The 20,434-nt window shown below is 55.1% G+C and carries 15 protein-coding genes and 2 pseudogenes; 3 read left to right on the top strand and 14 right to left on the bottom strand.

Annotation, left to right across the window (positions count from 1 at the left end; translation table 11 throughout):
• Positions 1-88: 88 nt before the first annotated feature.
• The 5 genes and pseudogenes from CK911_RS08095 to CK911_RS08075 all read right to left on the bottom strand — a co-directional run bounded on the left by CK911_RS08095 (position 89) and on the right by CK911_RS08075 (position 6,362).
• Complete coding sequence (locus CK911_RS08095; protein ID WP_098969588.1) at positions 89-1,681, bottom strand: ABC-F family ATPase; 1,593 nt, start codon at positions 1,679-1,681, stop codon at positions 89-91.
• A gap of 166 nt (positions 1,682-1,847) precedes the next feature.
• The gene (locus CK911_RS08090) at positions 1,848-3,500 is read right to left on the bottom strand and encodes a cation acetate symporter (RefSeq protein ID WP_098969587.1); all 1,653 of its coding nucleotides are present in this window, start codon (positions 3,498-3,500) and stop codon (positions 1,848-1,850) included.
• A gap of 11 nt (positions 3,501-3,511) precedes the next feature.
• Positions 3,512-3,823 (bottom strand): DUF485 domain-containing protein, encoded by a 312-nt coding sequence (locus CK911_RS08085; protein ID WP_098969586.1) that lies wholly within the window; start codon positions 3,821-3,823, stop codon positions 3,512-3,514.
• A 105-nt stretch (positions 3,824-3,928) separates the two neighbouring features.
• A complete protein-coding gene (locus CK911_RS08080) occupies positions 3,929-4,555 on the bottom strand; it encodes a 3'-5' exonuclease (protein ID WP_098969585.1) in 627 nt (208 codons plus the stop codon).
• Between the two features lie 2 nt (positions 4,556-4,557).
• A pseudogene (locus CK911_RS08075) lies at positions 4,558-6,362 on the bottom strand (putative nucleotidyltransferase substrate binding domain-containing protein).
• A 167-nt stretch (positions 6,363-6,529) separates the two neighbouring features.
• Here CK911_RS08075 and CK911_RS08070 point away from each other — a divergent pair.
• Positions 6,530-7,336 carry a crotonase/enoyl-CoA hydratase family protein gene (locus CK911_RS08070; protein WP_098969584.1) on the top strand — a complete coding sequence of 269 codons (807 nt, stop codon included), beginning with the start codon at positions 6,530-6,532 and terminating at the stop codon, positions 7,334-7,336.
• 101 nt (positions 7,337-7,437) lie between these two features.
• Here CK911_RS08070 and CK911_RS08065 read toward each other — a convergent pair whose 3' ends face one another.
• A complete protein-coding gene (locus tag CK911_RS08065; RefSeq protein ID WP_098969583.1) occupies positions 7,438-8,937 on the bottom strand; it encodes a sodium:alanine symporter family protein in 1,500 nt (499 codons plus the stop codon).
• 348 nt (positions 8,938-9,285) lie between these two features.
• On the opposite strand from CK911_RS08065, the gene CK911_RS08060 reads away from it, so the two are divergent.
• Together CK911_RS08060 and CK911_RS08055 are read left to right on the top strand one after the other, a co-directional pair.
• Complete coding sequence (locus tag CK911_RS08060) at positions 9,286-9,723, top strand: GNAT family N-acetyltransferase (RefSeq protein ID WP_098969582.1); 438 nt, start codon at positions 9,286-9,288, stop codon at positions 9,721-9,723.
• Positions 9,724-9,799: 76 nt separating this feature from the next.
• Positions 9,800-10,564 (top strand): zinc-dependent peptidase, encoded by a 765-nt coding sequence (locus tag CK911_RS08055; protein WP_253860417.1) that lies wholly within the window; start codon positions 9,800-9,802, stop codon positions 10,562-10,564.
• Between the two features lie 752 nt (positions 10,565-11,316).
• Here the strand turns inward: CK911_RS08055 and CK911_RS21160 are convergent.
• From CK911_RS21160 to CK911_RS08015, 8 genes and pseudogenes are all read right to left on the bottom strand, one after another.
• Positions 11,317-12,156 (bottom strand): HNH endonuclease, encoded by an 840-nt coding sequence (locus CK911_RS21160; protein WP_157774543.1) that lies wholly within the window; start codon positions 12,154-12,156, stop codon positions 11,317-11,319.
• 1 nt (position 12,157) lies between these two features.
• The gene (locus CK911_RS08040) at positions 12,158-13,417 is read right to left on the bottom strand and encodes an AAA family ATPase (protein WP_098969578.1); all 1,260 of its coding nucleotides are present in this window, start codon (positions 13,415-13,417) and stop codon (positions 12,158-12,160) included.
• A 77-nt stretch (positions 13,418-13,494) separates the two neighbouring features.
• Positions 13,495-13,821: a hypothetical protein gene (locus CK911_RS21420; protein ID WP_216640702.1), complete on the bottom strand. Its 327-nt coding sequence runs from the start codon at positions 13,819-13,821 to the stop codon at positions 13,495-13,497.
• Between the two features lie 548 nt (positions 13,822-14,369).
• The gene (locus CK911_RS08035) at positions 14,370-14,966 is read right to left on the bottom strand and encodes a GPR1/FUN34/YaaH family transporter (RefSeq protein WP_042062716.1); all 597 of its coding nucleotides are present in this window, start codon (positions 14,964-14,966) and stop codon (positions 14,370-14,372) included.
• A 224-nt stretch (positions 14,967-15,190) separates the two neighbouring features.
• Entirely contained in the window at positions 15,191-18,211 is a 3,021-nt protein-coding gene (locus CK911_RS08030; RefSeq protein WP_098969577.1) for a DUF748 domain-containing protein, read from the bottom strand.
• Between the two features lie 52 nt (positions 18,212-18,263).
• A pseudogene (locus CK911_RS08025) lies at positions 18,264-19,024 on the bottom strand (substrate-binding periplasmic protein).
• 36 nt (positions 19,025-19,060) lie between these two features.
• Complete coding sequence (locus CK911_RS08020; protein WP_098969576.1) at positions 19,061-19,471, bottom strand: MerR family DNA-binding transcriptional regulator; 411 nt, start codon at positions 19,469-19,471, stop codon at positions 19,061-19,063.
• Positions 19,472-19,485: 14 nt separating this feature from the next.
• A complete protein-coding gene (locus CK911_RS08015; RefSeq protein WP_098969575.1) occupies positions 19,486-20,424 on the bottom strand; it encodes a hydroxymethylglutaryl-CoA lyase in 939 nt (312 codons plus the stop codon).
• Positions 20,425-20,434 lie beyond the last annotated feature (10 nt).

Genomic DNA, 20,434 nt, shown 5'->3' with positions numbered 1-20,434 from the left:
TACCCAATATCAATTCTCTTAAACACCGGATATAAAAAAACCGGCACGCGAGTGCCGGTTTTTCATTGCAAGGTGGTGCAGGGAAGCGTTACGCCACACCCTGGGTACGCAGGTAATCCTCGTAGGTACCACCGAAGTCACGGATACCATTTTCGCTCAACTCGACGATCCGGGTCGCCAGTGAGGAGACGAATTCACGGTCGTGAGAGACGAAGATCAGGGTACCCTTGTACATTTCCAGTGCCAGGTTCAAGGATTCGATAGATTCCATGTCCAGGTGGTTGGTCGGCTCATCCATGATCAGGATGTTGGGACGCTGCATCATCAGCTTGCCAAACAGCATGCGGCCCTGTTCGCCACCGGAGAGTACCTTGACCGGCTTCTTGATATCGTCTTGGGAAAACAGCAGACGACCGAGGATGGAGCGTACAGCCTGCTCATCTTCGTTTTCTTGTTTCCACTGGGCCATCCAGTCGAACACATTGAGGTCGGTGTCGAAATCTTCAGCGTGATCCTGGGCGTAGTAGCCGATCTGGGCATTTTCAGACCACTTGATGACGCCGGTATCCGGGGTCAAATCGCCGACTAATGTTTTGATCAGGGTTGATTTACCGATACCGTTGGTACCCAGAATGGCGACCTTCTCGCCCACTTCCAGCATCATGTTGAGGCCCTTGAACAGCGGCGCCTCGCCGTAGCCTTTGGACACACCTTCGATTTCCAGGATGTTGCGATAGAGCTTCTTCTCCAGCTCGAAGCGGATGAAGGGGTTCTGACGGCTGGATACCTTCACTTCTTCAATTTTGATCTTGTCGATCTGCTTGAGACGGGAAGTGGCCTGGCTGGATTTGGATGCGTTGGCACTGAAACGGGAGACGAAGGATTGCAGATCGGCGATCTGGGCCTTCTTCTTGGCGTTGTCAGAGAGCAGACGCTCGCGAGCCTGAGTGGCGGCGGTCATGTATTCGTCGTAGTTGCCCGGATACACCCGCAGCTCGCCGTAGTCCAGATCAGCCATATGAGTACAGACAGAGTTCAGGAAGTGACGGTCGTGCGAGATGATGATCATGGTGCTTTCACGATCGTTGAGCACCTGCTCCAACCAGCGAATGGTGTTGATGTCCAGGTTGTTGGTCGGTTCGTCCAGCAGCAGGATATCAGGGTTGGAGAACAGCGCCTGTGCCAGCAGTACCCGAAGCTTCCAGCCCGGGGCCACTTCGCTCATCGGGCCATTGTGCTGTTCGATAGGAATACCGGCACCCAGCAGCAACTGACCGGCACGGGCTTCGGCAGTGTAACCGTCATATTCAGCAACCAGCCCTTCGAGCTCGGCAGCTTTCATGTAGTCGTCGTCGGTGGCTTCGAGGTTGGCATAAATCGCATCGCGCTCGGCGATGGCAGCCCACAACTCGCCGTGGCCCATCATGACCACGTCCAGAACACGGGTATCTTCGTAGGCGAACTGATCCTGACGCAGCTTACCGATGCGTTCGTTGACGTCGAGGCTCACATTACCGCCGCTGGGCTCAAGGTCGCCGCCGAGGATCTTCATAAAGGTGGACTTGCCACAGCCGTTGGCGCCAATAAGGCCATAGCGGTTGCCGCCGCCAAACTTGACGTTGATGTTCTCAAACAGCGGCTTGGCGCCGAATTGCATGGTGATGTTGTTGCTGCTTAACAAGATGAGTGTCCCGATTGATCTATCAAATGGCGCGCATTATGGCACATATCTGTCGAAAGTTTTAGCAAGAACTGTGATCTGGATCGGTCAGATGTCTATTTGGCGCAACAGGGATCCACCATGTAAAAAGCCGGCACGGGGCCGGCTTGGTGAGGTAATGATAACGTCAGTGGGAGGTGGCGCCAGAGGCACCCAGCCCGGTCTGGGAGCGGACGAACTGCGGCAGGAACTTGGCATGCTCGTCGGCAGCGTTCTGGGAGCTGTCGGTGATGGAGAAGAACCAGATCCCGACGAACGCCAACCCCATGGAGAAGAGGGCAGGGTATTCGTAGGGGAAGATAGCCTGGGCATGGCCCAGCACCTTCACCCACACGGTCGGGCCCAGGATCATCAGGGTCACCGCGCTCACCAGCCCCAGCCAGCCGCCGTAGACTGCGCCACGGGTGGTCAGGCGCGACCAGAACATGGAGAGGAACAGCACCGGGAAGTTGCAGCTGGCGGCGATGGAGAAAGCCAGACCCACCATGAAGGCGATGTTCTGCTTCTCGAACAGGATCCCCAGACCAATGGCCACCACGCCCAGAGCCAGGGTAGTCATCTTGGAAACGCGCAATTCATCGGTCTCGTTGGCCTTCCCCTTCTTCAGCACACTGGCATAGAGGTCATGGGAGACCGCAGAGGCACCGGCCAGTGTCAATCCGGCAACGACTGCCAAAATGGTGGCGAAGGCGACCGCAGAGATAAAGCCGAGAAACAGACTACCACCCACAGCGTTGGCCAGGTGAATCGCAGCCATGTTGGTGCCGCCGAGCAGGGTGCCGGTGGCATCTTTGAAGGCCGGATTAGTGCTGACCAGCAGGATGGCGCCAAAGCCGATGATGAAGGTGAGGATGTAGAAGTAGCCGATAAAGCCGGTGGCATAAAACACCGATTTACGCGCTTCCTTGGCATCGCTCACGGTAAAGAAACGCATCAGGATATGGGGCAGACCGGCGGTACCGAACATCAGCGCCAGACCGAGCGAGATGGCGGAGATAGGGTCGGCGACCAGACCACCCGGGCTCATGATGGCGATCCCTTTTTCGTGTACTTTGACGGCTTCGCTAAACAGGGCACCGATGTCGAAATTGACCGACTTCATCACCATGATGGCCATGAAGCTGGCACCGGAGAGCAGCATCACCGCCTTGATGATCTGTACCCAGGTGGTGGCCAGCATGCCGCCAAACAGCACGTAGAGCACCATCAGGATACCGACCAGCACCACGGCGACATGGTATTGCAGGCCGAACAGCAGCTCGATCAGCTTGCCTGCCCCCACCATCTGGGCGATGAGGTAGAGGGACACCACTACCAGCGAGCCGCAGGCAGACAGGATGCGGACTTCGGTCTGCTTGAGGCGGTAGGAGGCCACGTCGGCGAAAGTGTATTTGCCGAGGTTACGCAGCCGCTCTGCGATCAGGAACAGGATGATAGGCCAGCCCACCAGAAAGCCGATGGAGTAAATCAGGCCATCGTAACCGGAGGTGTAGACCAGCGCAGAGATGCCAAGGAAGGAGGCGGCAGACATGTAGTCACCGGCGATGGCCAGACCGTTCTGGAAACCGGTGATACGACCGCCTGCGGCGTAGTAATCGGAGGCCGAGCGGTTGCGCTTGGAGGCCCAGTAGGTGATACACAGGGTGGCGGCCACGAAGATAACAAACATCACAATGGCCGACATATTGAGAGGTTGGCGTTGTACCTCGCCGGTCAGCGCATCCGCAGCCAGCAGGGGGGAGGAGGCCAGTGAGGCCAACAGCAGCAAGGTGCCTTTCATGCTTTTTGCTCTCATGACTGCACTCCCTTGAGGATCTTCTGGTTCAGCTCGTCAAACTCGCCGTTGGCACGAAACACATAGATGCCGGTCAGCACGAAGGAGGAGATGATCAACCCCACCCCGACCGGGATGCCGCGGGTAATAGTGGTGCTGTCGTTGAGCGGGGTGCCCAGCCAGCCGGGGGCAAAAGCGATGAGCAGAATAAACGCCAGGTAGAGTCCCAGCATCAGAGCCGAGAGGGCCCAGGCAAAACGCTGGCGCTTGGCGACCAGCTCCTGGAAGTTGGGATCTTGCTGGATCCTCAGGTAGCTTTGCTGTTCCATTGCAGTTCTCCATGACATAAGTGTCAGCGGTGGATGGGGTAACCCCGACGAGCAGGGGGCCTGCTCATGTAAGTGAAATGTGAATTAAATGTTATTTATGGGCAATTAGACTTTGGGATAAGCCAGCGGCGAGCCGCAGGTCAGGCGCAGGTAGATGAGCGCGGCCGTGGTGGCATCGGCCAGGGCATCGTGAGCGGGCAGGGGGGGCAGTTCAAGATGGCTGCAGATGGCACTCAGGTGCAGGTCGATGGCCGCATCGGGATAGCGGCGATAGAGCTGGTCGTGATAGAGCTGGCTCACCTCGACCCCTCGCTGGGGCAGGGTCAATCCCCACAATTTCTGGCAGGCGAGATTGAGAATACGCAGGTCGTAGGCGATGTGATAGCCCACCAGTTCACGGGGGCCGATAAAGTCGAGTAGTAGGCGCAGCGCGGCTTCCAGCGTCATCCCCTGTTGCAGATCCTGATGGCGCAGACCGTGGATCACCACCGATTGGCCGGTCAGGCTGGCCGGTGGCTGCACCTTGATGGCGAGGGCCTCGCCGGTCAGCAGCCGGTTACCCTGAATGCGCAGCGCCCCGATGGAGACGATCTCCGCCTGCTCGGGATCGAGACTGGTGGTCTCGAAATCGAGGGCGATCCGTTCATCTTCCGGCGGGCTGGTAAAGAGCGTCGCGAACTCGCCAGTGCGAAAGGCGCGGCCATACCAGTAGCGTCGAACGCAGCTCAACATGGCTATTGTCTGAGACGAAAGTGCAAGGTGAGCCACTGCTGGAACTTCTTCACCTGATGCAGCGCTTGGCGCAGCAGATCCCGCTCGCTATGGCTGAGATCCTGTATCTGCACCCGGCTGTTGCCGCCCTTGAGCTGGCTGCGCTCTTTGAGTTGGCTGCGCAGCCTCAGCCGGATAAAGAGCCGAAACGCCTCCGCCAGATTGCTGCCATAGTCGGCACTGAGCCGCTCGGCGACCACCAGCGCATCGATGCGTCCCAGAGTCGAGGTCTCCATTATTCCCCCCTCAATGGCCAGCATGCGGATGCCGTGTACCAGCGGGAACAACCCACCCCGCTTCAGATCCAGCCCTTCCGGTGGCTGCTCCAGTCGGCCAAACAGGGTGAGCGGGGCATGAAAGGCCACCGCCGGTCGCACCATCTCCGCCAGCAGATCCCGCCTGTCGGCCAGCTGTTCGCGCAGCGTTCTGGCAACCGGCAGATGGAGCTGGCGATCCCCCGCGATAGGATGAGCATCGGCCAGGGTGGCGAGCCACAGCAGCTCATCCTCTTTTGCCGTGGTGCAGGCGCTGGCAATGGCCCGTTGCCACTCGCTGCCCGTTTTCACCCAGGCCGGATTGTTCACCATCACTTGCCCGGGGCAGAGGGGGTAGCCGAGCCGCTCCAGCAGGGCACTGAATTCGGCCAGATCGGCTGCCTGGGTGGGCCATGTCAGCCCCTCTGGCAGGATCAGGGCGTTGTCCTGATCGGTTTTGAGGATCTGCTCGCCACGCCCCTCCGAGCCCAACATCAACAGGCAGACGTTATCCTGCACCTCGGGGGGATCACCAGCGCAAAGGCCTTGGCGATCAGTTGCTCGTTGATGGTGGCGATCAGCTTCATCAAAAAGGCGGTGTGGATCCCCTGGGCAAACAGCGAGCGGGTCAATTGCTGCTGCTCGCGGGCCACCGCCTCCAGCGCCGGCAGGCTGTCGGCGCGGGCGATACGCAACGTCAGCACGTGGGAGTGGGTAGAGAAGAGCCCCAGCACCTGAGTCAGTTGCAAGATGCCCGCCACCTCGTTGCCACGCCACACCACCAGTCGCTTGATGTGATGGCGGGTCATCAGCAGCAGGGCATCAAATAGGTAGCTCTCCAGCGGCAGACCAACCAGCGGTGTGGGGGTCAGCACCGAGAGGGGGGCTGTCAGCGGCAAGCCCTTGAGAGTCAGGGCGTGGAGCAAGGTCTTGCGGGTTGCCAGCGTGAGGGAGCCGTCATGAGCGGGGTAGAGCAGGCAATCGGTCCCCTTGCTCACCATGGCTTCGGTCGCCGCCAGCAGTGACAGCTTGCTGTCGACGATAAGCGGTGCCTGCAGATGGCCGGGCTCGATGCGGGTCAGGATAAATTCCGCTAGATTCTTCTGGCCCAGTTGCTCGCGTTGCTCCTGCTGTTGCTGCCGCTCGGCCAGATTGGCGGTGAAGTAGCTAGCAAACTGCGGATCCTGCTCACAGAGCGCCAGAAAGGTGTGGCGAGGAATGAGCTGGCAGAGGCTATCTTCCAGTGCGGTGAAGCGGTGGCGGCAGCGGCCGTCAAACTGGGCGCGCACATCGAACAGGTCATCAACCCCGTAATCACCAAACTGGTGGTGAGGGGCCGACTCTTCCACGGCCCCCTTGATGATGAGATAGAGGCCGGGGGGCTCGTCCCCCTCTTTGAGCAGCAGATCCCCGGCCCGAAAATAGCAGAGCGAGAGGTGGCGGGAGAGCCGCTCGCGCGCCGCCTCGTCCAGTCGGTCGAACGGTGGTCTGGCAAAATTGAACAGGGTTGACATGACAGCGTCCTTTGCTGGCTTGTGGCACTGATCCTGCGCCAAGTGTGACAAAGGGAGGGGGAGGCGACCAGCCGACTTTAGTCTCAGCTGTACCGGATGATCACACTCTGATAACGTTGTGGTATGACCAGTAGGTCAATAACCCGGATCAAGGAGAGGACAGGGAGATGGAAAAACCAAGGATCAAGTGCGAGATCCACGACGGGATTGCCGAAGTGATGCTGACGCGGGGCGACAAACTCAATGCGCTGGACCGCGCCATGTTTAGCGCCATCGACCAGACCCTGACGCAGCTTGCCCAGCACAAGGGGCTGCGGGCGGTGATCCTGCACGGCGAGGGGCGGGCTTTTTGCGCCGGGCTGGATGTGAAATCCATGCTCAAGCAGCCAGTGGCGGCGCTCGATATTCTCAAACGCGAGGCGGACGAGGCCACCAATCTGGCCCAGCGGGTCGCCTATGGTTGGCACCAGCTGCCGGTGCCGGTGATTGCGGTGACTCAGGGGGTCTGTTTCGGTGGTGGTTTGCAGATCGCCCTCGGTGCCGATTTTCGTTTCACTACCCCCGATTGCCGCTTCTCGGTGATGGAGATCAAGTGGGGCATCATTCCCGACATGAGCGGCAGCGTCACCATGCGCAACCTGATGGGGGTGGATACCGCCATGGAGCTGGCCATGAGCGGGCGCGAGCTCGATGCCGTCGAGGCCAAATCCCTCGGGCTGGTAAGCCGGATCTGCGCCGATCCGCTGGTGGAGGCGCGAGAATTTGCCCGCACCCTCATTACCAAGTCGCCGGATGCACTGGCGGGGATCAAGCAGCTCTACAGCCAGGCCTGGGCCCGCAGCGACGAGGCGATGCTCAAAGAGGAGACTCGCCTGCAAAAGCAGATCCTGGGGCGACCCAATCAGTGGCGGGCCACCTTCAACAGCCTGTTTCGCTGGCGTCTGCCATTCGGGCCGCGCCGCAATCCGCTCTGAGCGAGAGCAGCACGAGTAGATATAGAGCAAATAAAAGATAGAGCGCAAAAGAAATGGCAGCCGAGGCTGCCATTTTTATTGATGTCTTATGTCGTTCAGGTTCAGGAGATCTTGCGATCCGGATCCGGCTCGAACGGGTGGCCCGATTTCTCCCGCTCCAGATTGTCCTCGGAGCGCTTGCCCATCCAGTAATCGGCGTTCTTGATGCCGAGCTTCTCCGGGTGGAACACCGGATCCAGCCCTTGTGCCTGCTGGGCTTCATAATCCTTCAGGCAGATAAAGGCGGTTTTTTGCAGCAGCAAGATGGCGACGATGTTGAGCCACGCCATCAGACCGACCCCGATATCACCCAGACCCCATGCCAAGTCTGCCGTCTTGACGGTGCCGTAGACGGTGGCAGCCATCAGCGCAATTTTCAGCAAGAAGGTGAGCCAGGGGCGATTCATCTTGCGGTTGATGTAGGCGATGTTGGTTTCGGCGATGTAGTAGTAGGCAACGATGGTGGTGAACGCGAAGAAGAACAGCGCGATGGCCACGAAAATGCTGCCAAAGCCCGGCATCATGCTCTCCATGGCGGTCTGTACATAGCCCGGGCCTGCTGCGATACCGGCAATACCGGTATAGAGGGCGGCACCGTCCGGCCCTTGTACGTTATAGAGGCCGGTGATCAGCAGCATAAAGCCAGTGGCGGAGCAGACGAACAGGGTGTCGATATAGACGGAGAACGCCTGCACCAGACCCTGCTTGGCAGGGTGGCTCACCGCGGCGGCGGAGGAGGCGTGCGGCCCGGTACCCTGACCCGCTTCGTTGGAGTAGACCCCGCGCTTGACACCCCACATGATGGCCAGACCCAGAATGGCACCGAAACCGGCATCCATACCAAAGGCACTTTTCCAGATCAGCAGGATCACGCCCGGCAGGGCAGAGATGTTGAGGGCGATGATGACGCAGGCCACTATGATGTAGCCCAGCGCCATAAAGGGCACCACGGTACTGGCGAAGCTGGCGATACGCTTGACGCCCCCGAAGATGATAAAGCCGAGCAGCAGCGCCAGACCGGCGGCAGTGACGTTCGGATCAATATCAAACGCGGTTTTCAGGCTGGCACCGATGGAGTTGGCCTGTACCCCCGGCAGCAGTACGCCGCAGGCGAAGATGGTGGCGATGGCGAAGGTCCAGGCGTACCACTTCATGCCCAGCCCTTTCTCGATATAGAAAGCCGGGCCGCCGCGGTATTCACCGTTGATCTTCTCTTTGTAAACCTGACCCAGAGTGGACTCCACGAAGGCAGAGCTGGCGCCGAGGAAGGCCACCATCCACATCCAGAACAGGGCACCCGGGCCACCGAAGGTGATGGCAGTGGCGACACCGGCGATATTACCGGTACCCACCCGACCTGCCAGGGTCATGGCCAGCGCCTGGAAGGAGGAGACACCGGCATCGGTGCTCTTGCCATCAAACATCAGGCGCACCATCTCTTTGATATGGCGCAGTTGCAAAAAGCGGGTACGCAGGGAGAAGTAAAGACCGACCCCCAGACACAGGTAGATGAGCGCAGGGCTCCAGATCACACCGTTGATGGCATTGACGATTTCATTCATGTACAACAACTCCTTTGTTGTTTTTGTGGCGCTGTCTTGGCGAGATCTTGGCCTCGCTCTCTGTCACTGTTTTCGGCCCAGCTTGTTAACAATCCGGTTAACAAATGAGCGCGAGGTTGCGGGGTTAAGCAGAGCGCAAACACGCGCCATGCGTGGGTTGTAACATATCGAGTTGTATCGGTACTTCCCAGTGAAAAATGTTGCCTTGTTGCAAATTTGTGAATTGACAAGGGTGGGGGGATAATGGCAAGCAGCGTTTTCTATGAGTAAAAATGAGATCCTCCTTGTTGATCTGCGCCGAGCAATGTGACGGGCGTAACACAATGGAAAGCAAACATAAGGCCAATCATGAAAGAGATTGCTGAAACATTGACGATCCGCGCCCCTGAGGCCGCTGACGGGAGCGCAATCGCCCACCTGTTCAGCCAATTGGGGTATCCTGCCGAGGGCGGTGACGTGACGGCGCGCCTGTTGGCGCCGGATCCTGCCAGTGCGGTGTTGCTCGCCTCCCTTGCCGACAAGGTGGTCGGGGTGCTGGTGTGGCACAGGCTGGCACCGCTGCATATTGCACCAGCGTGGGGCCTGATTTCGGCGCTGGTTGTCGATGAAGGGGCAAGAGGGGCGGGAGTGGGCGCAGCCTTGCTCAAGGAAGCCGAACAGATGGCGCGGGCCGCAGGTTGCGCTCAGCTGGAGCTATCCAGCAGTCTCAAGCGCGAGGCGGCCCACCGTTTCTATCTGGCGCAGGATTATCAGGAGCGGCCGAAACGGTTCGTCAAACTGCTGTGACCTGTTTTTTGCATCAAAAGAAGGAGTAGGCGTGCTGGGATGGTTCAAATGGCTGGGTGGTCGCCCGCAAACGCCCATGAGTGAGGATGAGTTGGCGCTGTGGCGTCAGGCGCTGGCGGCAGTGCCCATCTTGCAAGGGCTCAGCGACACCGAGCAGACGACGCTTATCGGCTTGGGGCAACAGCTACTCAAGCGCAAGACCCTGACCCTGATCGGGGTAGAGCTCAGCCCCCGCCAACAGGCGGTGTTGGCGCTGCAGGCGGCGTTGCCCATTCTTCATCTCGGTATCGACTGGTATCGCGGCTTTCACGAAATCATCATCATTCCCGAGCCCGTCACCCGGCGTCAGGAGGTGCAGGATGAGTTCGGGCTGGTGAGCGAGTTTGAAGAGGAGAACGCCGGCGAATCCTGGCCGCAAGGGCCGCTGGTGCTGGCCTGGAGCGATCTGCAACAGGATGGCGACTGGGACGGCTTTAATCTGGTGATCCACGAGCTGGCCCACAAGCTCGACATGCTGGGTGGTGAGGCGGACGGCACGCCCCCCTTGCCGGGGCCGATGAGCAGCCAGTTGTGGCAGCAGGCCTTTCAGGCTGCCTTCGATGCGCTCTGCCAGCAGCTCGACCGGGACGAGGTGACCGCCATCGATCCCTATGCTGCCGAACATCCCGCCGAGTTTTTCGCCGTCAGCTGCGAGTGCTTCTTTACCGATCCGCTGCGGCTGCAGCAGGTTTATCCCGAGGTATACCGGCAACTGAGCCAGTTTTTCAGTCAGGATCCCGCCCTGCGTTTTCCCGCGACCCGCTTGCTGGCGGGGGAGGGGGACGCAGGGTCACTTATCTGATAACCGATCTGTTGAATGGTTATTCGAAATAGCAAAACCCCATATTGTCGGTGTTTTGCTATTTATGGCTTTCAACAGCCGTATTTCGCGTAACTCTAAGAAGAGTAAATGGTCTTGGTCTTCGTGTAGGGCATACTCATAAAAATGGCGATTTTATCGCTCCACTTTCTTCTTTTTTCGTCTGTAGATGTAAGCGACGATAAATATCGAAAACAGACAACAAATGGGAGTGACTAAATACAGGATAAAATCAAAATAGTATGCGGAATATGTTTCACCAATATAATGCCCATCTAATATATATTTCGCATATAAATAAAATAGTGGCTTGGTAATTGTTAGTACTGAGAGGAATAACAACGCCAAAAAAGAGAGAATGAATACTACAATGTGCATCATGCTGAGATATCCTTAAAAAACACAATGTAACTTTACACATCACAGGTGTAATCGAGCAACCAATATTAATTACATCATTTTGCTATGTATAAATGTACTGTTATGTTTTTCTCATTCACAGAAAAACGTTTCGAAAATGCGATTTGTTGCAAAAAATTCACACTATTAAATTTACCTTGGACAAGAAAGTCCTAGATACCACGCGCCCTGAGAGGGGAGTATTGCCGGAATCTGTTTTTGCAAAAAATTATCTCATGGAGCACGCAGGCGGGAGTGGATGAGCGCAGATTTCGTGATGCTGCTTTGTCCGCGCCCTATCCGGCATAAGCTTGCGCATTGAAGCTAACGTGTGGCTATACCGTCCTAAACCCTCCTTCACAGAAGTCGTTATTATTTGACAGCGAAAATAAAAGTGCAGTCCGCCAATCATTTAAACCAAAATTCTTTTTGAATGTATGAGCTGACTTTATTAGGAATGCACTAACCTTAGCTGCATCTGCTTTAGTGTTGTAAATCATTTCAAGCATATCTGGATATGGCGCTAGAAATATATTAATTTCTTTTTTCAATCTAGCATTTAACTTAACCTTACCCATCTGAAATTTCATCATTTCATATGTGGGCTGGCTAAGGTTTTTCGTTTTCTTTATCTCAAAGTCAACTGTGAGTGCACCATTTGTTATTGTGGTTATTGCAATTAAAAAATTTTCATTGTCAGGCACTTCTGCAAAGTATGAATGGAGAAATCTGTTGTTTCCATCATCATTATTAGTCCTCTTTGTATTGTTACACTTATGACATAGAGGCATTAAGTTTTTTGAATATAGAGATAATGAGTTAAATATAGAACGAGGTAAATAATGATCAACCTCATCCGCATCAATGATGCTACAACATGGGCACCTCTTTGCTGATAATAATATTTTACTTCTATAGTTGCTTAATCTACCATTAGTTTGAACCTCTCCATATGCATCATGCATCGCTGTTAGGCTTTCTTGACTTAATGCATTAAGGCCTTTAAGGTTATCATTACTTCTTCCTTTTAGTAGATCGTATAACACATATATTTTCTCAATCGACACCTTCTCTGCATCACTTAATGCATATTTAACTTCACCATTTTTATATGTTAGGGCAGTATCAATGATTTCTTGCTCATCGATGCCTTCAGGAGGTGATAGAGTCCACATATTATTGACCTAAATGACTAGCAATCTTTGACATTACATATGAACGCGCTTGCATACTCAATCCATGGTTGAATAAAGTATCCATGTAATCAATAATAGTATTAACATCCTTGCTTTTATTTAAAGCGATGTAATTATTAATTATAGTATCAAGTTCTTTGTGAAACTCGGTATAATCGCCAGAAAGGCTAAAAACTAGGTTTGTGATGATAGATAAATTTTCGCCATAAGTTTCTATATCAGGAGAAAAAAAATCAATTTTGTTTCCGTAGCGTTTCATTATATGTACGTGCTGACTCAGAGTTTCTTGTACGACAATTGGAGAATGAGTTGCTACGATACAAAACGAATCAAATTCATCTAGTGTAATTCTTATTGCGGTCATAAATGTAGCAAGAAGCGGTGGATGCAAATGTGTTTCTGGCTCATCCAGCAATATTAAACTTCTTTTTTCGGCATGGGCAATGATATTCATCAAGGAGTGAATTACAAATTTATGGCCAGTCGAGCAATAGAAAAATATCTCCTCTAGAGTTTCGTTTTTTATCGCATCAAGTAGCTGTGACTCAATTTCTTTAAAGGAGTTTTCTTGTGATAATAGCTTAATAGTATTCTTAAAGAATGTAATTCGTCGTTTCGATGTAATCAATTTACAAAGTGATGATATTTCCTCGCACATTGATGCTATCGGTTTTAATTTTGTATTACCCACTCGATCCTTAATTATTTCTTTGTCAGGGAATGTATTGCCTTCGTCAAAGTTGGCGATGTATTCTCTTAATTCATGACAAATATCACGAATACCACAAAATACGTATCTCCCTCTTCCGGATAGCATATCTGAGAGAATCTGCTTCTTGTCTGCTATAGACACGCCTGGAATCTGAAAACTGTCGAATGCGCTATAGGAAATACCTATTATCTTAGGGAATCCAATCCCGATTGGTGTTATTTTCCCCACGGTTGATAAAGCTTCACTTTGCCTTTCCTTGCTTGATGAAAAGGCCACTCTCGATATTTTAGATAGAATGGAACTTTTTCCTGAGCCATTTTGTCCGACAATTACATTCATTCTGCAAGGTAATTTGCTTTGATTAAAGTAACCATATGTTGGTGCATCAAAATCGAATTCTACTGGCCTTTCCATTCCATTGTTGAAAAATGAAAGCTTGAGATCTAAATTTGGTATTGATTTGTAGTCTTTATTTATTAGGTATGGAGACAGAATGAATATATCGTCATCCTCCTTCATCCCTCTCATAAGGGATGTACTCCATCCATCTTCGCTTTCAAATTCGTTTTTTATTTCAGGCTTGTAAATTACATCATTAAGTGAGGTTAAAATGGTTTTTTATGTTTTTTATTAATGGATGCTATTCGCTCATAATAGTCTAATGATTGACCGAGAGAGCAAAATTCATGGCCGAGAGATTGGTATACCCCAACATCAAGTTGTATTGGGTCGGACTCTCTTTGTCCTTTTCTTAGAATTTTAACCTCACCAAATCGGAGAGGCTCACCATTTTCTGTATGGTGAGAAGATAAAAAAAGATGATATAGTGTTTTGAAACGAAAATCATTCCAATCATCACAAAGTAAATATATTAATATATCTTCCTCATCCATTTTACTTTTGGATTTTACTGGTAAAACTTTAATTACCATAGCTTAGCTCCATTTCATATACGTGATTAGTCATCATACAATGATGAGGCTCATTCGACTAGGAGCACTTCACTCTGGTATTTTGGTGTTTATAATTCAATCTATGCATTGTTTTTCGCATTCATGAGTTCAACAGTTTTTCATTCAGAGTACAGTTATTGCGAGAGTTCCAAAGAGCGCAGCTTGAGGGCATTCGCTGCGCTCGCTCAACCCCTCCACAGGCGCGCTGCGGGGGTTTCTGCCACCTTGCGGTGCAGTACCTGCAATCAACAGTGGCTTGATGCTCTTGCCTGTAGTTACACCGACAAGCCGGATCACCAATTCTCCAAGCTTGCTGTTATTGCGCTGATATAACTGTTCTGAAGCGGCTAAAAGAGGTCAATGAGGGGGAGGGGATAACGAGGGATGCGGCAATATCCAAAGCGGCGAATATCCGGCTGTAGGGCTGAAAAGGAAGAGTGTGTGGCGTATTCGCTGGCAGATCAGCTTTGCGAGATAGCAAAAAGGCACCCGAAGGTGCCTTTTTCACAATCTGAATCGCTTGCCTATCAGGCAGCGGCTTTCAGCTGTACGGCGGCGGCTTTCTTGTGATCGCCGATCGGCATCACGGTGCGGCCGAACTGCTCGTTGATCACGGTGGCCATGGCCAGGTAGATAGCGCTGGCGCCACAGATGATGCCTTCGAAACCGGCGATGGTGCCGATCAGGGTGCTACCGGTGAAGTCACGGGCGGCCAGCAGGAAGAACAGCACAGTCAGGGAGGCGAACACGAACTGCTTGGCACGCGGGTAGTTGACAGTACCTACCAGCATGAACAGGGTGAAGACACCCCACAGCAGCAGATACCAGCCCATGTAGGCGTGCGGGGTGGCTTCGGCCAGACCCATGGTCGGCATCACCAGCAGGAACACCAGGCTCAACCAGAAGAAACCGTAGGAGATAAAGGCGGTCACACCGAAGGTGTTGCCACGCTTGTACTCCATGATACCCGCGACGATCTGGGCCATACCGCCGTAGCACAGGCCCATGGCCAGGATCATGGCGCTGATGGGAAAGAAACCTGCGTTATGGATGTTCAGCAGGATAGTGGTCATACCGAAACCCATCAGACCCAGAGGGGCAGGGTTGGCCAATTTTTCGCTCACGTGGCGTTCTCCAAAAATAGAGGTGGGGGGTTAACAAAAGACGCGCGATTTTAAGCAGGGGATAGATCTCCTGCAAGGGGGGAAGAGGCAAAAAACGTAAAAAAACTACGTGATTATTTGTGTGGCAGGCTAAATGCTCACCAAATCAGGTTGTTTGGTGAGCAAAAGGTGTCAAAAAAGTTGAAAGGGTGTATTTTTATTACGCAATGATAAAAGGGGCTGATTTACTTATCCAGCGTCAGCACCACTTTCGCCTCCTTGTCCTCCTCCTTGACCTGACTGTCGAGTACAAACAGCCGTTCCGGGGCGATCCCCTGGCTGTCGACCAGAAACTCCTTGGTATTTTGGGCGCGGCGCATGGCGAGATTACGCAGGGATTTGGCAGTGATGAGTTGTTGCTCCTGCAGCAGGGCGATAGCTTGGGCCCGCAAGGCTGGGCTCTCTTCATCCAGACTGAGGCGGTCGGCCAGATCTTCCAGATCTTCGCCAAAGCGCTCTTCATAGGCTTTCGCTAGCGCTTCCTGCAGGTCGGGATCTTGTTCCAGCAAGTCGAGATCAGCCTGATTGCCGGTGAGCTTGGCCAGCACTCGCTCCAGTTTCTGCCGTTGCAGTATGGGGCGCTCCTCGTTGAAATTGACCTTGCCGCGAATGTTCATGCTGAGCTTTGGCCGATCCTTGAGGGCCTGCGCCAGCTTGGCCAGTTTGTCCAGCTGGGTTTGGGTCAGGTCGGGGTCTCCCGGCAGGAAGGGGAGCTCATCGAGATCTTCGGTGCCATCGGCCAGTGAGGCGAGCAGCGAGAAGGGGGAGGTGATCGCCTTGCTCAGGGTGTTACCCAGCACATCCCAGAAGATATTGCCAATGCTGAAGTCCGGCTGATCCAGATCCCCCTTCACCTTGAGGTTCATCTGTATGACCCCGTTGGCATCGCTTAGCAGGGCGATGGCCAACCCCAGCGGCAGATCCTTGGCCTGCTCGCTCTTGATCTTCTCGCCCAGTTGCAGCTTCTTGATGGTGATGTCGTTATCCCCCTCCAGCCGATTGCCCTCCAGCTTGTAGTGCAGCTTCATGGAGAGCTGGCCCTTGTCGATGGCATAACCGGCATAGGTGCCCGAATAGGGGGTAAAGGTGGTGAGCTCCAGATTGTGGAAGGCCACCGCGATATCGAGGATCGGGTTGGCGACCAGCAGGTTGGTGCCGCCACGAATGGTCACTGGTGCATAGCGATCCACCTTGCCGTTGAAGGCAAGATCAGAGCGTTGGCCGGGAATATTGCTGATATGGCGGCTCTGACCGCCCAGCGAGGCGATATCGGCCACGAAATCCTGACTCAGGCTGCGATCTGCAAAGCGCAGGTTGCCCTGCTCGGTGCGCAGCTGGTCGATGGTGAAGCGAAAGTCGGGGCCCTTGCTGCCAGCGGTCGTCTTGCTGCCTGCAGCCGCTTGAGTGCCTTTGCCCGATGCAGGTTGTGGCAGCAGCAGTTGTTGCAGGTTAGTGATGCCATCCTCGTTGATCTCGATGCGGGCGAAGGGTTTGCTCAGGGCAATGTCCTTGATCCGCATCTGTTGGCTGATGCCATCATAATCGAGGCCGGTGAGCTGGAGATTGCTGATCTCGAGTAGTCGCTGGTTGTCAGCCCGATCGACCACTTTGAGCCCGCTGATATCAAGGCCTCCTTGCAGGGTAAGTTTGCCCAGCGCCCCTTGCGCCGTGGTGGCGAGATCAAGCTTGGTCTTGCTGCTCAGCTGCCCGTTTTGCAGCTTGATGCGCAGCAGATTAGCCAGATAGGGCTGCGCCAGTGCCAGGGGCAGCCCCTGCTGGTTGATGTCGCCGCTTAAGGCGAAAGGGGTCAGGGTCAGTTGGCCATCAAAGGCGAGGGGGCTGTTCTGGTTGAAGTGGGTGGCCAGGGTCAGCTTGCTCGATTGCTCCCCCTTGCTGCCCAGCGGTCCCAGCGCCAGCTTGAGGCCGGAGAGCTGGCGTGCCAGCGGTTTGCCGCTGCTTGATTCGGTAAGGGTGAGATCACCCTTGTCGATGGCGATTTGCTTGATCTGCCACTGCCAGGGTTTGTCTGCGGCAGTCGGTTTGGCGTTACCGGCGGCCTTTGTTTTTGGTGCCGACTTGGGAGCCGTATTTTTGGCCACCTCGTTTGCCGCATTGGTCCCTTTGACGGGTTTGGCTGGTGCTTGCTCAATGAGCAGATCCGTCAGATCCAGCTCCTGCTGTGCGTTGAGGGTGGCCTTGAGGAGGGGTTGCTGCAGGGTCACCTTGCCGATCTGCAGTGACTGCTTCTGGCCATCGATAGCCAGTTCGCTGAGGGCCAGCTGGCTGAAGCGGGCAAACTCGTCGCCCTTGTGTTTTTTAAGCTGCCAGTTGTCCAGCGTCAGCTTACCTTTCGACAATTGCCACTGCACCCCTTGCTTGCTCTCTTTGAGCTGGTATTCCACTTCTGCGTTGGCGTGTCCCTTGGCCAGATCCAGCTTGAGGTAGGGGGCCCAGAGCGGGGCAAAGGGTTTCAGTTCGACCTGCTTGAGGCTTATCTTGCCCTGACCCATGCCGCTCATCACATCGAGTTTGCCGTGAGCGGCGAGGCTGCTTTTGCCGTTGATGGCGGCATTGAGCTGATAGGCAGTCGGGTGGTTTGCCTCGGTGCGCAGGTTATCGAGCTTAAGGGTCAGTTTTTCCAGATTGAGGGGGGGCAGCCAGCCGGGTTCGCTCTCCTTGCGTTGATCCTGATAGCGCACATGACCGTCAGTGACAGCGATGCTGGCAATATCGACCAGCAGCGGGGCGCTCGCCGTCTCGGGCTCGGGGGAGGGCGCAGGGGCGAGCACTGTGGCCAGCGCATCGGTCAGATTGAGTCGAACGTCCCCTTTTTTGTCTGCCAGCCGTTGCAGCAGTACCACGGGTTTGGTCAGGGTGACGGTGGAGAGAATAACCCCCTTCTGCTGCCAACTGGCTTGCAGGTTGGGGGTGATCAAGAGCTGCTCAAAACTGACGATTGGCTGCTGCTTGGCATCGAGCAGTGCAGTCGCGCCAAGGGTGAGGGAAGGGTGGCGCAAGCCTACCTCAATCTCTCCCAGCGTCAGCTGCAGGCCATAGTGTTCGGCCAGCCAGCCGGGCAGATAGCGCTGGACCAGTCGGGGTGTCTGCCACAACAGCAAGGTGATCAGGATCAGCAGAAGCAGGAAAGCGTAGGCAAGGTAGCGCAACAGGCGAAGCTTGGGGAACGCGGGCTTGGTGGTGTTCATATGGTGCACTCCCATTTGGTTCCCTCTATGGTACAGAAAAGCGGGATAGTAATCATGGGGTTGCGTGCTGTTGTACGCCGTACTTTGTCCAAAGGCGATCCAGTTCACCCTTTTTCTGCAGGGCTGCCAGCCACTGCTCCAACTGGGCAGGGGTAATGGGGGCCGCAGGGTGAAGAATGGTGCGGTGTTGATACTGTTGATCCCATTTTTGCGAGATCAGCAGCTGGTCGGCAGTGTCGGGATGGGCCAGCAGATACTGGTTAAGGTATGAGACGTTGAGAATGGCCACCTCGCCACGCCCTTTGAGCAGGGCTTGCAATGCGCTGATATTGTCTTTAACCAGCGTGATATTCAGTGTGCGTTTGAGGTAGGCGGGATCGGCATTGAACTGACCGACGCCATAGTGATAGCCGGTCACCCCGATGAGGTGATGGCTGGCCGGATCGTCGAAAAAGCGCTGATCCCTGCCCGCTTTCTTAAGCGCGACATAGACTTCACCGCCCCGAGAAAGGGGGCTGTCATCTTGAATTTATTGGCTTGCCAGCCCCAGTTGCTGTCTTCAAACAGCATCAGGGAAAAACGGCCCATATCAAGCGCCTTGTAGCGGTTGGCGGCCGAGGTGGGGACAAACACGAAGCTCACCTCTTGCTGGATGTCGTTGAGCTGGTCGATGAGATCCAGGGTCAGCCCTTCATAGTGTGAATCGGAGATCTTGACCACGAAGGGGGCATAGGGATAACCGCCAACCTTGATCAGGGGACGGCTCCAACCGGACAGGCTGAATAACAACAAAAACCAGCACCAATATTTCATGGGTTCACCAGGGCAATGGCATGTTCCCAGATTCGGTTAATCTGCGCTGCTTTTCAAGCTGTTAAGGGAATTAACACAGCGCTGTTCGGCCGCCTCCAGCTCGGCCATCACCATCTGGATATCGTCCAGTTGCTGGCGCAACGCGCTGCGTTTTTCATCAATAAGCTGGATCATCGAGTTGAGCTGGGTGTTGCTCGATTTGTCAGTGTCATACATCTCGAACAGCTCGCGGATCTCGGCCAGGCTAAACCCCAGCCGCTTGCCCCGCAGGGTTAATTTCAGGCGGGTCTTCTCCTTGTGACTGTAGATGCGGGTTTGCCCCTCCCGCTGCGGGGTGAGCAGCCCCTCATCCTCGTAGTAGCGGATGGTGCGCGGCGTGATATCGAACTCGTGGGCCAGCTCCGAGATGCTGTAGGTGATCTCCTTGCCGGGCTGGGAACGGGACATGGTGATGCCTCCTGTCAGTAGGAAGATGGCTGGCAGAGGCGGGCACGTAGCCGCTCGGCATTGGCGTGCAGGGCCTGACCGACCCGCGAGCCGTTGGGGCGGCCGAGCTGCTCGCTGACCCACTGGCCGGCAGCCGCCAGTTTGTCGAGATCCACCCCGGTCGTCATGCCAAGGCCGTGCAGCAGGTAGACCACCTCTTCTGACGCCACATTGCCGGAGGCTCCCGGTGCATAGGGACAGCCACCCAGGCCCGCCACCGAGCAGTCGATGGTGCGAATACCACGCTCCAGCACGGGCAGCAAATTGGCCAAGCCCTGGCCGTAGGTGTCGTGAAAATGTACCGCGAGCCGCCCAGCCGGGATCTCGTGCAGCACCGCATCCAGCATGGGGACTACAGTGCCCGGGGTGCCAACGCCGATGGTGTCCCCCAGCGAAATTTCGTGGCAGCCGAGATCCAGCAGTTGCTCGGCCATGGCAGCGACCCGTTTCGGGCGGGTCGGGCCATCGAACGGGCAAGCAATGACGGTGGAGAGATAACCGCGCACCTTGATGCCGAGGCGGCGCGCCTCCTGCACCAGCGGGGCGAAGCGCACCAGCGATTCCTCCACGCTGATGCCGATATTGGCGCGGGTAAAGCCATCGGAACAGGCGGTGAAGAGGCCAATCTCGTCGGCGCGGGCGGCAATGGCGGCCTGCAAGCCTTGCAGATTGGGCACCAGCGCGCCGAAACGGGTTGGCCCCTTGCGCGGCAGTGCCTGAAAAAGTGCGGTGGAGTCCGCCATCTGCGGCACCTTTTTGGCAGAGACAAAGGCCCCTACCTCGATGCGCTGCAGGCCGCTGTCAGCCAGTCGCTGGATCAGCTCCAGCCGCTGGATCAGTGCCAGTGGGCTGGCTTCATTTTGCAGGCCATCACGCGGCCCCATCTCCACCAGACTGACCTTGTCATCCTGCATCGCTGATCCT

The sequence above is a fragment of the Aeromonas sp. CU5 genome (genome assembly GCF_002586745.1).
Lineage (GTDB): Bacteria > Pseudomonadota > Gammaproteobacteria > Enterobacterales > Aeromonadaceae > Aeromonas > Aeromonas sobria.
This window is presented reverse-complemented; position numbering and strand designations above follow the sequence as displayed.

Excerpts from the sequence above, each read along its gene's own strand:
- CK911_RS08090 (WP_098969587.1), bottom strand. The coding sequence starts at position 3,500 with ATGAAAGGCACCTTGCTGCTGTTGGCCTCACTGGCCTCCTCCCCCCTG.
- CK911_RS08085 (WP_098969586.1), bottom strand. The coding sequence starts at position 3,823 with ATGGAACAGCAAAGCTACCTGAGGATCCAGCAAGATCCCAACTTCCAG.
- CK911_RS08080 (WP_098969585.1), bottom strand. The coding sequence starts at position 4,555 with ATGTTGAGCTGCGTTCGACGCTACTGGTATGGCCGCGCCTTTCGCACT.
- CK911_RS08070 (WP_098969584.1), top strand. The coding sequence starts at position 6,530 with ATGGAAAAACCAAGGATCAAGTGCGAGATCCACGACGGGATTGCCGAA.
- CK911_RS08065 (WP_098969583.1), bottom strand. The coding sequence starts at position 8,937 with ATGAATGAAATCGTCAATGCCATCAACGGTGTGATCTGGAGCCCTGCG.
- CK911_RS08060 (WP_098969582.1), top strand. The coding sequence starts at position 9,286 with ATGAAAGAGATTGCTGAAACATTGACGATCCGCGCCCCTGAGGCCGCT.
- CK911_RS08055 (WP_253860417.1), top strand. The coding sequence starts at position 9,800 with ATGAGTGAGGATGAGTTGGCGCTGTGGCGTCAGGCGCTGGCGGCAGTG.
- CK911_RS21160 (WP_157774543.1), bottom strand. The coding sequence starts at position 12,156 with ATGTGGACTCTATCACCTCCTGAAGGCATCGATGAGCAAGAAATCATT.
- CK911_RS08040 (WP_098969578.1), bottom strand. The coding sequence starts at position 13,417 with ATGAGAGGGATGAAGGAGGATGACGATATATTCATTCTGTCTCCATAC.
- CK911_RS21420 (WP_216640702.1), bottom strand. The coding sequence starts at position 13,821 with ATGGTAATTAAAGTTTTACCAGTAAAATCCAAAAGTAAAATGGATGAG.
- CK911_RS08030 (WP_098969577.1), bottom strand. The coding sequence starts at position 18,211 with ATGAACACCACCAAGCCCGCGTTCCCCAAGCTTCGCCTGTTGCGCTAC.
- CK911_RS08020 (WP_098969576.1), bottom strand. The coding sequence starts at position 19,471 with ATGTCCCGTTCCCAGCCCGGCAAGGAGATCACCTACAGCATCTCGGAG.
- CK911_RS08015 (WP_098969575.1), bottom strand. The coding sequence starts at position 20,424 with ATGCAGGATGACAAGGTCAGTCTGGTGGAGATGGGGCCGCGTGATGGC.